Origin of the sequence: Litorimonas sp. RW-G-Af-16 (genome assembly GCF_048319245.1) — a bacterium.
Classification (GTDB): Bacteria; Pseudomonadota; Alphaproteobacteria; order Caulobacterales; family Maricaulaceae; genus Litorimonas.
Window position 1 is genome coordinate 1,958,831 of the sequence record NZ_CP166993.1, and the last position, 13,078, is coordinate 1,971,908.

Genomic DNA, 13,078 nt, shown 5'->3' on the forward strand with positions numbered 1-13,078 from the left:
GATCTGAGGGAGACCGACTTAGGCTTCTTTATATTTGTATCCGACGCCATATAACGTCTCAATACCATCGAAGGTCTTATCCGTCTTGCGGAATTTTTTACGGAGGCGTTTTATATGGCTATCGATCGTGCGGTCATCGACATAAACTTGATCATCATAGGCCGCATCCATCAACTGATCACGCGATTTGACGTAGCCCGGCCGCTTGGCGAGGCTTTCAAGAATAAGAAATTCTGTGACGGTCAAGCGCACGGGTTCTCCATTCCACGAACACGCGTGACGATTAGGATCGAGCAGCAACTTGCCGCGGCGAATGACTTTGTCGTCACCTTCCTGCGGCACAGGCATTTCGATCGACGTCAACGAGGCACGGCGCAACACAGCCTTGATCCGCTCTCCCAGCAAGCGCTGGCTAAAGGGTTTGGTGATATAATCATCAGCCCCCATATTAAAGCCGATGGCTTCGTCAAATTCATCGTCCTTGGACGTGAGAAAGATCACGGGCAGATTAGACGTCTGGCGAAGGCGGCGGAGTAATTCCAGCCCGTCCATGCGCGGCATTTTCACGTCAAAAACAGCTAAATCAGGCGGCGACGCTTTCAGCGCTTCAAGCGCCGAGACACCGTCGTGAAACTTACGAACTTCATATCCTTCGCTCTCCAGGAACATAGACACGGATGTCAGGATATTCTCATCATCGTCGACAAGGTAAATTTTAGCCATGGATTTGTCTCCAGCCCGGCGCGGTGAATAAGCACGTTCCTTTACTAAACTCATTTCATACATAGTCTCAACCCTTTCTCTTTGATCTTAAGAATAGGGATAACAGGGCATTATGGCGGCTCGTGGGCGGAAAACTGCCTTAGTTTCGGCGGATTGCCCTTGCCCCTTGCCACAGTCCTGCCTAAATGAGCGTCATGCCAGATATCTAAATTGCGGCCTAACTGAAAGAGACACTTCATGAATTTGCTACAATCAATTTTGGTTTATTTTGTCAGCCCGCTGATCAGCCTTCTGATCCTCATCATGTTTATCTACATGGTGTTTAGCTGGCTGATCGCATTTAACGTCGTGAACCTACGCAATCCGATGATGGCGCAAATTTACGGCCTCGTTGAGCGCATTGTTGAGCCCATTTTGCGTCCGCTTCGTCGCGTTATCCCGCCAATGGGCGGCTTGGACTTGGCGTTTCTAGTGGCGATTTTGGGGCTTTACTGGATTCAAGGCTACCTGATCCCCGCTGCGATCAATCTGGTAGGCTAGCCTATGCTTCGCAGAGGGTGAACTGCGCCATAGCGGCCTTCAATTCTTGCTATCACAAATATATATGCAAATTGAAGGATATGCCACACCCCGTCAGATTGCATCAAATATCAACTGTGGTATGGCAGCGTTATGATCGCCGAACTCGGACATTTTGTATTGATCCTCGCCCTGATCGTGGCCGTGGCGCAATCGATTTTACCTGCAATCGGCGTGCGGCGAGATAATGACGCGCTGATGAATTTCGGCACCAACGCCGCCAAGATTCAAGGCGCCCTTCTGCTGCTTTCATTTTTCTTGCTGACTCTCGTATTTGTGGCCAGTGACTTCTCTGTCAAACTCGCCGCAGGGCACAGCCATACGGCCAAGCCGCTACTTTATAAAATCACTGGCGTGTGGGGGAATCACGAAGGATCAATCCTGCTTTGGATGGTGATGCTCGCGGGATTTGGCGCAGCTTTTGCGATGCGCTCTGCCAAACTGCCAGCGAAGTTCCGCGCAATGACCTTGTCTGTACAAGCCATGATCGGCGTTGGCTTTCTCAGCTTTATCCTATTCACGTCCAACCCGTTTGATCGCCTTAACCCCGTGCCGCTGGACGGTAACGGGCTGAACCCGTTACTCCAAGACCCTGGCCTCGCGATCCACCCGCCGCTTTTATACCTAGGCTATGTCGGGTTTTCGCTGGCGTTTTCGATGTCGATTGCGGCGCTTGTGCTGGGCAAGGTCGATAAGGATTGGGCGGCTTGGTTGCGGCCTTGGACTCTCATCGCATGGAGCTTCCTCACACTCGGCATCACAATCGGTTCCATCTGGGCCTATTACGAACTTGGCTGGGGCGGCTGGTGGATGTGGGACCCTGTCGAGAACGTCTCCTTTATGCCGTGGTTGATCGGAACAGCCCTTATCCATTCCATTATGGTGCTAGAGCGACGACCCAGTTTGGCCCATTGGACAGTGCTGCTCGCAATCACCGCCTTCTCGCTTTCGCTCATTGGCACATTTGTGGTTCGGTCTGGCATTTTGGTGAGCGTTCATGCGTTTGCTGTTGACCCGGAACGCGGCGTAGTGTTGCTCGCGCTCCTGGGAATTGCCACGGGCGGCGCATTACTGCTCTATGGTTTGCGAGCAAAAACGCTTTTTTCTACGAGTGAGTTTGATCGTCTATCCCGCGATGGCGGCTTAGTCCTCAATAATATCCTACTCGCCACGGCCACGCTGACAGTCTTCTTGGGTACATTTTATCCCGTCATCATTGATGCAATCCGTCGCGAGAAAATCAGTGTTGGGGCGCCCTATTTCGATTTAACTTTCGCACCAATAATGAGCGTATTGATTATCTTCATGGGGGCCGCGCCTTTGCTCAAGTGGAACCGTGGAGCATTGTCGGATATGAAGCTCTTAAAGTTTGTCGCCCCCGCCCTGATCACAATCGGCCTCGCGCTATATTTTATCAAAGACTCGCTCGGCTATCTTGGCCTCGCCCTCGCAGCCTATCTGGCTATTGGAGCCGTCTTGGCAATGGGCAAGCGCGCGCAATGGAAGTGGGCACTGCTACGTCAGCAGCCCATGAACCGCTGGGGCTTTTTCTTTGGCCATTTCGGGGTCGCAATTTTTACCGTGGGCGCCGTGACAATGTCAGTTTGGGCCGATGATACGATCGGGCGCTTAAAACAAAACGAGTCGATGCAGGTCGCGGGCTACACCTTTACGCTGGGTCAGCCAAAAGGCGGGCGAGAACAAAATTACGAATTTCTCCGCGCCCCTGTGACGATCACGAAGAACGGACGAGAGATCAAAACACTGACGACAGCACAGCGCTTTTATCCCGTCCGCAATATGGTTACAACCGAAGCTGGTTTTCACTTTAGCCCCGTCCACACCCTCTTTGTCGGCATTGGCGAAGGCACGCCAGATAATGGCTATATTATTCGCGCGAATTATCAGCCGCTTGTAACTTGGATATGGCTAGGCGCATTTCTCATGGCGCTGGGCGGTTTCTTGTCTATTGGAAGACGGCGGGTAGACGTGTCATGAAACGGTTTGCCCCCCTGATCCTGTTCGTTCTTTTGGGCATTGCGTTTGCCTTCGCGCTTACACGTGATCCACGCAAACTCGACAGCGTTATCATTGATCAGCCCTTCCCCGACTTCTCCCTAAGCGAGTTATATGACCCTGACGCCGTTCTGACCGAAAGCTTGCTCCAAGGGCAAGTCAGCGTGATTAATGTATTCGGGTCATGGTGTGTCGCCTGCAGCGTCGAACACCCCATATTGATGGACATTGCTCGCGAAGACCGCGTCAACATGATCGGGATTAACTGGCGGGACGAGCGCGCAAAAGGTCAGGCATGGCTGGCAGAGCGCGGCGATCCCTATAATATCATAATCTTTGATCCCGAATCCGTTTTGGCGATCCCCCTTGGTGTCGTGGGGGCACCAGAAACTTTCATCACAGACGCCTCTGGCCGAATCCGCTATAAACATATCGGCCCGATTGATAGGGTTGACTGGGAGAACACATTCAAGCCGTTAATTGCAAAGCTGGAGGCTGAAGGGTGAAATATCTAATCATTGCATTTTTCCTGTTTACCGCGCCCGCTTTTGCGCAAGATAGTGATCTGGAAACACGGGCGAAAGACGTTGGCCACGCCTTACGTTGCGTTGTCTGTCAAAATCAAAGCATCGAAGAAAGCGACGCACTATTGGCCGCAGATATGCGCAAGCTCGTGCGGGAACGGTTGAGCGCGGGCGATAGCGAAGCCGAAGTTATTGATTACATGCAGGAACGCTATGGTGATTACGTCCTTCTTAAACCGCCCGTTCAAGGCAATACATACGCGCTCTGGTTTCTGCCCTTCCTCGTCATGGTCGGCGGTTTAATTTGGTTTATGGTGAGCGGGAAACGGCGAGCGTCATGATGATTTGGCTGATTGCGTTAATTTTGGCGGTACTCACAGCGTTATTGCTCGTGCGTCCCTTGCTGCCAGCGAAAACGCAAACGGCGAAAACATTGGTCAGTGTTTTCATGCTTCTATTTGTTGGTGCGGCCATCGGCATTTATGCCCGCATAGGCTCTCCCTCGCTCAGCGATCCAGCGAATTTACAAACAGCGTCTACGCCCGAAGCCCCAGATATTTCGGCTATGGTCGAGGGTCTCGCTTTGCGACTGGCTGATAATCCCGATGACCCCGAAGGATGGACACGCCTCATCCGGTCTCGTATCGTTTTGGGTGATTTCGAAGGTTTGATACGCGAACACCAGCAGATGCGAAATGTCTATAAAGATCGCCCCGAAGTCATCACAAAAATTTCAGAAGAGAGCGGATTCAATGCGCTGTCGCAGGAATTACTCACCGAAGAGTAAGGCCACATCTTAAAAATCTTTTTTGTAACTTAGCGATAGGCTCTGCTCGTTATCGGCTTGAAGTTTGGATCGCAAGGACAAGTTCTCGCGAAGTTCCCAATCGATTATTGCGCCGGTCTGACCCTCACCTGCACCAGAGAAAACCCGCAAATAAACATTGTTGGCCAAGTAGCGTCCGCCGACAATCTGCGCGGACCCGTCTTCACTCACGCCCACGGATAATTGCGCAACGCCGAGGGAATCGCGCAGCCCGCCCATGAGGTCAAACCCGACACCATCGCCAGAGAACTGCGCTAAGGCACCTGCTAGCTGTGCGGCCTCAATCGTAGACAACTCCGTGGCGGAGCGCCCGAATAGCAATGCTGATAGTATTTCGTCGTCAGGCCGCTCAGGCGTGCTGGACAGCTCTATTTCTGGCGTCCCGACTGTGCCGCTAATATCGACGGATGCAGATAAATTTGTCGCCTTAGTCGTCGCCTTGAGGGAGATGCGCGCCTGGTCAACTGGACCGTCAAAAATCACAGACCCTTCATTAAAATTAAGCGTTTTGCCCGCCAAGCGGTAACCCCCTCGTATAACGTCAGCCCGACCTTTAATCTCTGGATTATCAACCGTGCCTTTGATGGCTGCGTTCACAGATAATTCGACATCAAGCCCGCGACTGCGAACAAAAACTTCGCGTGGCGCATCAATTTTTATATAGAGATTAATGGGCAGGATAGGTCGAGGGTCTGGTGCCTCTTCCGTCTTGCCGGGTTTATTAATTTCTTCGACGTCAATTTCAATCACACTTGTGCCACCGCGGGCGAATTGCTTTACTTCGGCTTTGAGGATTTTCACATTGCCCGTAAGTGAGGCCTTTTTGGGCAGGCTCTCATAGGTCACGTCACCGCTCACACGCGCCAGAAAATCCCGACGGTCTAGCGCATAGAATTGCTGTGTTGTTATGGTGAGCTTCCCCAATGGGCGACCAAATTCGCCTAGCGTGAACTGTCCTTGCCCCGTTATATTGCCGCCTTGATTGTCCGTGAAATAGACATCAGAAACTGAGAGATTTTGGTTGTTAAATTGTGCCGTAAAGCGCCCCTCGCGAATTTGCGTGCCCAGGACTAATGCTTCGAAAGCCATATCTGAGCCGCGTGCCTGGCCAGAGACTCGCGGTTCAGACAAGGTGCCTGCAATATTAACTGACGCATTTAATTGCCCTTCGGGATCAGTTTCGCTGGGCACCATCAAGCCCAAAACAGAGCCAGCTGGCCCTGCGAGACTAAAGCCGCCCGACAGAGGGGCTGTCATATTTAGACTTAGAGCGACAAGGCTGTCCCCTGTCTGAAGCGGCACTGATAAGTTACCAGATGCGTTTAATCCCGATGTCGCACTACTGCGCAATGTAAAGTCAGCAGAATTGGGTTTTAGATCAGTGAGCACATTCAAATTGATGCCGCTTCCCTCTTCCATACCAAATCCTCGCCAATCAGTTGCGGTGATAGTCCCGCTGCCCTGAGGGCGACCATTTTTGGCTCCAATATCTAGTGCGATATTTAATCGTCCCCGAGAGTCGGCCAGATTTCCCGGGAGTGGCAGGATAGAGATCGGCAAATTATTAGCGTCAACACTGAGTGCTTCTTCACCCCCAGGCGAACGACGATAAGAGAGGTCAACGGGTTGTTCCGCAATTAATAAAGGTGCAGTCGCGCTAACATTCCCAGCATCAACAGACAGACGCGACGGCGCGCGGCTCGCAAATTGTAGTGTCCCATATCGTCCCTCGGGAGACAAACTTATCACAAGCTCGTCACCCGTTTTGCGCGAAACACTAAGCGGTGCAGCAAAAGCAATCGGACGTGCCAAAGCATCATCCGTGCGGCGACCTTTTAGTTCGATTTTACCAGCAAGGCTCGCGAATGTGCCCGAAGCCTGCGCGACAAAGTTATCTAATTCAATATTATTGTAAGCAATATTTTTGGCAGATACATCTAATTCTATACCCTGTTCTCCTTTGCCCTTGGGCGTGAGAACTAACTTTGCACGAGCGGCGTCATCATTGACTTTTGGAATGTCCAAAGACAGGTTTCCGTCAATGAGCTTTGACGGCAAGAGAGTGAATTCCCCAGACGCAGACACATTCCCTACGGATAGCGCGATATCATTTGCTATGATGTTATCACCGCGCGACGCAAATTGTGTTGATGCAGATATTGAACCGTATTCGCTGTTCGCCGTGAACTCGGCGGGGCCTTTGGGTTGGGTGAAAATGTCTCGGACCTCGACCTTGAGAGTATTATCAGACAACACAATATTACCAGCCTCGATCGACGATGCCGTAGCCTGTAAGCGCAAATTAGGGTCGTCTCGCGTGCCAGTTACGCGCATGGTCACATCAGCTTGATCGCCTAAATTAACAGATTGGTATGTAAAGGCCGTCGTGGTTGTAGCCTCGGCGCTAATGTCCAAACGATCTGTGATCCGACCCTCTGCAACACCCGAAATACTATCACCAGTCACGCGTGCCTCAGTGATCACAACCCCTCCTTCGATAGGCTGCATGCGCGTATTGAAGCGAATGGCGCTGCCAATTAAATCCTGCAAGGGCGCTTGGAGAGCCGTGCTTGGCACATATGTTCCTGATGTCGTTAAAGCGGGTGAAGTGTCCGCGCCTTTTATCACTGTATATTCAGCATCTAACTTGCCCGCAGGGACCGCCCCCAGAGAGCGGACTGGAACATCGACACGGCCCTTTAGGTTAAATGTCACTGCCTGCACATTGGCGGAACCTTGCGTTGAAAAAGACGCATTATTCGAAACGATTTTGCTAGGCTGGAGCTGTAAAATCTGTGTTGCTGTATTGTAAGAACCCTTTGTTTTGAGCGTCGCGTTTTGGCCTATCTTAATCGGCAGTTCTTGTCGGATTGCAAGAGTTTTGCCTTCGACATCTAATTCAAACGCATATTGGTTCGAACTCGCTTGTGTTAGGATAACGGGGCCGGAAATAGTTTGCGCTGTCGCGTAAGGCGTCGCGATTTGGGTGAGTTTCACTTGACCTGCAAATTGCCTTTGCGGAGTAAAGTTGATGCGCCCTGTTATATCAGCGCCCTTAATTCCGTAGTCGTCTGGTAGTAGGGCTATAGCGGAGAGGTCATCTGCGCGAAGACTTATGTCCGCCTTATTTGGCATCCACCCTTCAGACGGTAGATTCCCCGACGCCTCAAAGATTATACGCGATCCAAGAATACGCGCATCAAATGAACGCGCGCGATCTCGCTGCGCTGTCATTTCAATCTCGATTGCCTCGCCAAAACTTTGCTGAACACGCTCTAATTCCGGCCATGCTGATATATTTAATTGTGAGGACAGATTAATCGCACTTGCCGTCCAATCTATCCTCGCATCCGCAACTTGTTGATCGCCAAATTGTATAATAATACCGCCCTCTCCAGTCACGTCTGTGCCTTTGATTTCACCCTGCCCTGAGATTTGCTGACCATTTGATACACGCAGAATATTCGCGAGTGGGCCGTTGGCGACTCCTAGAATTTCAAACTGACCCCTGATTGCATTTGTTTCGCCTTGAGACAGATCGAGCATTAATTTATCGCCCGCCACATCCGTCCGCACAGCCGTTAGGTTTAATTGTTTTGATCCATCCGTTATCGCCCCACCTGCAGAGATATTAAATACTGCGCGCTGCACAATTAAATCTTCTTGCAAGGTCAGAGCATCAATCATCACTCTCTCGGCTGTCACATTTGGGGCTTCTTTTTCACTCGGCGTGGTAACCAGAAACTCTGGACGCCGCTGCACATCTGCTGCCTTGACCGATAGAGAATTAATTTTCACATGGTGAGATAAAAGCGCCCATGGCGACCAGTCTAAGCTTACGTTTCGCACGTCGATCCAGACACCGTCTGGGTCTTTGATCTTGAGACTATCCGCCGTAAATTTGCTCAAAGGATCACCTGACAATCCTGAAACTTCAATGCCCGCTATTGGACCAAAACTGCGTGAATTAATTTGTTGCTCAATCAATCGTAGACCTGGCCCAGTCATGATAAACAGTCTCAGCGCGATCACGGCGACTACCAAGAACGCAACAAGTGCGAGCGCAGCATAAATTACTTTGCGCAGAATACCCCGCTTGGCTGGCACAGACGTGCTGTGTGGTTGGACTTGATCAGTCATTAAAACGCTTGTCCGATAGAAATATAAACCTGCACGCTATTATCGCTATCGCGCTTATTTATTGGGATCGCAATGTCCGCACGTAGGGGTGCAAAACTCGTATAATACCGCACACCCACTCCCGCACCGTATCGCACATCGCCAAAACTCGGCAGGTCAGATCGCGTGACACTGCCCGCATCTACGAAGCCGACAAAGCCTAGTTTGCCAGAGCCGCGATACCTCACTTCTACACTACCTTCTGCCAAAGAACGGCCCCCAATGAGGTCACCATTTGCATTTGTGGGTGAGATAGATTGATAGCCAAATCCGCGCACAGAACCGCCACCGCCACCGTAATATCGACGATTAAGCGGTACGCTGGTTTGGTCTGCGCCAAATATGGTTCCCGCCTTCAGTCGCCCTGCCAAGACGAAATTATCAGACACACGTTTATAGGTCGCACCGCTCACTTCTGCATTGGTGAAGAAGCCGTCATCATCGCCGAAATTATATGTCGGCGTCACGTCAGCTAGTATGAGAAACCCTGTTTCGGGGTCAAAGATTGAATTCCGCGAGTCGTAATTAGCTTTGAGCAAGCCATCAAAGAGAAGAGACCGAACCTCGACACCTTCCTCCTCATATTGAGACGCTTCGAATGCCGCGCCCAAAGACACTTTAAATTTCCGCGATAATTTTTGTGTCATCAGGGCATTTGCGCGTGCGCGTTCGCCTGTGAAAGCATCTGTATCTTCGCGGGAGACGGATGCACCCAAGTCCAGTTCACGATCTACGCGCCAAGCGAATGGGATATTATAGGCGACCGCAGCGCTGATTTCATTCGTCTTGGCTGTGCCAATCAATCTGAGCGTTTGAGCATAACCGATAAAATTCCTACGCTCATAGATGACATCGATGCCGCTACCATCTGTTGTCGAATATCCGACTTCGCCGCTGATCGTATTGATCGCGCCTTGGTCAACATTTAGAAAGACATTACGCGTGACTGTCCCGTCCTCATTCTTTGTCACTGTGTCGCCCAGGGTTGCACTTGCGCTATCAAATGCACCAGTCCCAATGACTCGACTTGATAATCTATTGAGTTTGCGATCATCAAATATCTCGCCAGCTTCAAAAGGCGCGACCATCTTGGGCCATGTTTTGGCAATGTAAGCCGTGCCTGATTGTTCAATCTCGCCGAAGCGCGTTAGGGGGCCTGCGCTGATGCGGTACGTCACCCGCATCGTTTGGGTTGCGTGATCAACGACAGCCTCGCGCGGCAGGGCTTTGGCCTCGGGGTAGCCTTTTGAGCGTAGCAAATTCACCGCCCGAAGCTCTGCCGCAACGACATTTGCTGCGATTGCAGCGTCTTGAGGCTTTAGCACAATCGCGCGGCGGATATCTTCTGCGATAGACGGCGATGTGTCGGCGTATTTGACTGAAATTTCGGAGAATAGGAATTGCGGACCAGAGTTTATTGTGAGCGTCGGAGTCGGCGCATTGCGTTTATCAGACTTTTTCGTCGTGTCGCGCTCTCGCACTGTCGCAATGACGTCAGCGCTATAATAACCTTGGGACCGCAAAACGGACTCGGCTTGCGCTGCCGCCTCTTTCGCGCGCCGACGGGCTTGGGCCATTGATCGCGGGGCCGCGTCAACTGGTCCTAGTACAGATAGGATTGTATCGCGCAAAGACTGTGACGCCGTCCCCTCAATTTGAACCATTGGTTCATCAGCCATAGCAATCGAAGGCAGCAGGAGGCTCATGCCAAGTGTTGCCACAATAACGGAGGATCGACGGAGGCTTCTGACCATACATGCATTTAACGCATCGCGCCGCAAATGGCTCCATTCATAATGCAGTTGAAGGCATATATTTCGACAAAATCTATGGACGGTATGCGTCAGCGTCGGCGTTTAGTCTTTATCTAGCAGACTATCGAGGCGGCCTGCAAGATCATCGCCCGTGGGAGGTATGCCGGGATCATCTGGCTGATGCGGCAATTCAACTGGCGAGGTTTCAGGCGCCTTTTTTTGCTCGATAATCAGTTTTGTATCTGGGGCATTATTAGGGCCAGGACGCCGCCCTTCGGCCTGACGCTCTGCGCGAGGATGGATCAACTCACCCGTATCACCATAACTGAATACCAGACGCCGCCAATCTTGCGCTGAATAATCAAAGCCTTCCCCGCTCGGGTCCAAATCAGACCAGTTCGGCTCACGCGGGGCCGTTGCCGCCCGCTCTGTCCAAAGACGTGCATCCGCATCATTATTCAGTCTTTGCTCTGCCTGAGCAGCCAGCAAACATAGTCGTGCTGTCGGGTTTTCGACTTTGACGAGAGGCGCCAAAGCCGACCAAGCGGATACAGCGTCACCCGTGCGTAAATCGTTTTCGACACCCAGCAGAACTGACTCGCGATGTGTCGGGTTTTTCGCGATCAATCCCGCCACTTTCCTAGCGCGGGTCTTGTCACTCTCGCCCTCAAACAAATCAAGATAGGCGAGCGATAATGCAGGATGAGGCGCTTGGGACCATGCCTTTTCAATCACACTTGCCGCTTTTTTGGCCTGCCCATCTAGCCGCCATAGTTTTGCAGCCAGTGCCACAGCTGGTGCAAAACTCGGCGCTTCAGTCAGAGCTTTGGCTACGGTCTCAAGGGCCGCGCCATTGCGTAAATCATCGTGCAGGCGGTCGGCTTCTGCCGTCAAAACAACCGCACGACGGCGGCGCGCGTCTTCGCCGTCAATATGTTTGCGACCTTCGCCTGTGTTCAGAGTTTCAAGCGCGTCCATCCAGCGGTGATCCGCGACCTGGGCTTTGAACAAAGTATCAAACGCCCAACGTGCATTTTTATTATCGCGATAGGCCCTTTGCGATTGTTCTATCGCGCCAGGAATATCGCCTGTCACCAACATATTTTGGGCCAGTCCACGCTGCCCCGTCACACGAGTTTTATCCGAATCTAGCATCGCCGTATATTGCGCCATAGCTTCTTCACTGTCGCCGCAAGCCTCTGCCGCTTGCGCGGAAATTATGCGGCCAAGGTCGGTCGACCCTACGAGTTGCCGCGCTTTTTCAGATTTTTTACGAGCCACTTTCATATCACCCTCGGCCCCCGCGATCAGCGCTTCCTCCATCGCGTCCAGCGCTTGGTTACGGCGTCGCAGACCCACACCCGATTTAACGCGGCGCGGCAAACGCCAGAGCCAAAGGAAGATGGACCACAGCCCAATTAGGCCGAGCGTCATCACTGTGCCGAGCAGAATCACAATCTGCCATGTCAGCTCTAAAGGTGCAAAAGCGAGCGGACCTTTTTCAGCAGAACTTGTCAGCAACAACGTCACATCATCTCCAATGTAGAGAAGCACACCCGCCAAAAGAGCGATGAAAACCAGAATTGTGATTATATATTTTGTCATAATAGGGTCCGAATATTAGAATTCATTCAGTGATCTAATTCAGCGATTTACGCCAATTTTGCCCGACACTCCGAAGGGTCGATGGTAGCGCATCGAACTTTGCTTTGGCGGTTTCAATATCACCACTCGCGATGGCAGTTTCGATGCCATTGATTATAACTTCGGGGTCATCACTGTCTTTAACACGGATGTGCTTTTGACGCATACGCGCGAAAAAACCACCTTGGTCTTTCGTGTTGTTTAAAGCGAGCAACATCGCAGATTTGGGAAAGGGTATCGGCTGTGCGGCCTCGGAAATAATTGGCTCAGAAGAGGGAACCGCTAGGGTCGGCGCAGGCGGTGTAACCATGGCAGGATCAAAAACGGGTCGCGAGTCGAGGTCAGCCTCCAGCGCTTCGATACGATTGGCCATAGCTGCCAGAGTTTTCGCTATGAGATCTGCATCTGGCCATTCAAATCCTGCGTCTTGCGCCGCTTTGAGTTGAGCAAGTGCATCTTCGTCAAGCTCTGGTATGTCAAATGTTGGCAAAGGAGCTGTCTCCAGCGCTGACAGTCGCGCTTCGAGTCCAGATATATCAGGCATGGCGGGGCGCATCGTAATCGCTTGAGTGAGATCAGCTTGCTGTTTTTCTATTCCCGAAATGGAGGCTTTGAGTTGCGAGACATCATTGCGAAGAGGCGTCACGTTCACGGCGTCAGGTTGTAGCATATTGGCTATCACACCGCCGCCCGCAGCGCCCAAAGCCGATGCCAATAAAAGTCCCAGCGCAAATACAGGAAAGCCAATCCCTTTCGCTGGTTTAGCCCCATCTTCGACAGTGTCCACGTCGACCTGATCACTCGGCGACAAAATTTCATCTTCGTTCGACATG

10 protein-coding genes are annotated in these 13,078 nt (G+C 51.7%); 5 read left to right on the forward strand and 5 right to left on the reverse strand.

The features are described from left to right. Positions 1-18 precede the first annotated feature (18 nt). Positions 19-723 (reverse strand): response regulator transcription factor, encoded by a 705-nt coding sequence (locus tag AB8615_RS09700; RefSeq protein WP_409432393.1) that lies wholly within the window; start codon positions 721-723, stop codon positions 19-21. A 237-nt stretch (positions 724-960) separates the two neighbouring features. On the opposite strand from AB8615_RS09700, the gene AB8615_RS09705 reads away from it, so the two are divergent. The 5 genes from AB8615_RS09705 (at position 961) to AB8615_RS09725 (ending at position 4,629) form a co-directional block, all read left to right on the forward strand. Then, on the forward strand, positions 961-1,263 hold the full coding sequence (locus AB8615_RS09705) for a YggT family protein (protein WP_409432394.1): 303 nt from the start codon (positions 961-963) through the stop codon (positions 1,261-1,263). Positions 1,264-1,395: 132 nt separating this feature from the next. Then, positions 1,396-3,300 (forward strand): heme lyase CcmF/NrfE family subunit, encoded by a 1,905-nt coding sequence (locus tag AB8615_RS09710; protein WP_409432395.1) that lies wholly within the window; start codon positions 1,396-1,398, stop codon positions 3,298-3,300. Beyond that, positions 3,297-3,824, forward strand: a complete 528-nt coding sequence (locus AB8615_RS09715; protein WP_409432396.1) for a DsbE family thiol:disulfide interchange protein — start codon at positions 3,297-3,299, stop codon at positions 3,822-3,824. The genes AB8615_RS09710 and AB8615_RS09715 overlap by 4 nt, the downstream gene beginning before the upstream one ends. Beyond that, entirely contained in the window at positions 3,821-4,183 is a 363-nt protein-coding gene (locus AB8615_RS09720; RefSeq protein WP_409432397.1) for a cytochrome c-type biogenesis protein, read from the forward strand. Before AB8615_RS09715 ends, AB8615_RS09720 begins: the two co-directional genes overlap by 4 nt. Beyond that, on the forward strand, positions 4,180-4,629 hold the full coding sequence (locus AB8615_RS09725; RefSeq protein WP_409432398.1) for a hypothetical protein: 450 nt from the start codon (positions 4,180-4,182) through the stop codon (positions 4,627-4,629). Before AB8615_RS09720 ends, AB8615_RS09725 begins: the two co-directional genes overlap by 4 nt. A gap of 9 nt (positions 4,630-4,638) precedes the next feature. Here the strand turns inward: AB8615_RS09725 and AB8615_RS09730 are convergent, their stop codons facing one another. The 4 genes from AB8615_RS09730 to AB8615_RS09745 form a co-directional block, all read right to left on the reverse strand. Next, positions 4,639-8,808: a translocation/assembly module TamB domain-containing protein gene (locus AB8615_RS09730; RefSeq protein WP_418152332.1), complete on the reverse strand. Its 4,170-nt coding sequence runs from the start codon at positions 8,806-8,808 to the stop codon at positions 4,639-4,641. Beyond that, positions 8,808-10,553 (reverse strand): autotransporter assembly complex protein TamA, encoded by a 1,746-nt coding sequence (locus tag AB8615_RS09735; RefSeq protein ID WP_418152333.1) that lies wholly within the window; start codon positions 10,551-10,553, stop codon positions 8,808-8,810. The genes AB8615_RS09730 and AB8615_RS09735 overlap by 1 nt, the downstream gene beginning before the upstream one ends. A 150-nt stretch (positions 10,554-10,703) precedes the next feature. Further along, positions 10,704-12,206: a heme biosynthesis protein HemY gene (locus tag AB8615_RS09740; RefSeq protein WP_409432401.1), complete on the reverse strand. Its 1,503-nt coding sequence runs from the start codon at positions 12,204-12,206 to the stop codon at positions 10,704-10,706. A gap of 34 nt (positions 12,207-12,240) precedes the next feature. Continuing rightward, positions 12,241-13,077: a hypothetical protein gene (locus AB8615_RS09745; RefSeq protein WP_409432402.1), complete on the reverse strand. Its 837-nt coding sequence runs from the start codon at positions 13,075-13,077 to the stop codon at positions 12,241-12,243. Between the last annotated feature and the right edge of the window lies 1 nt (position 13,078).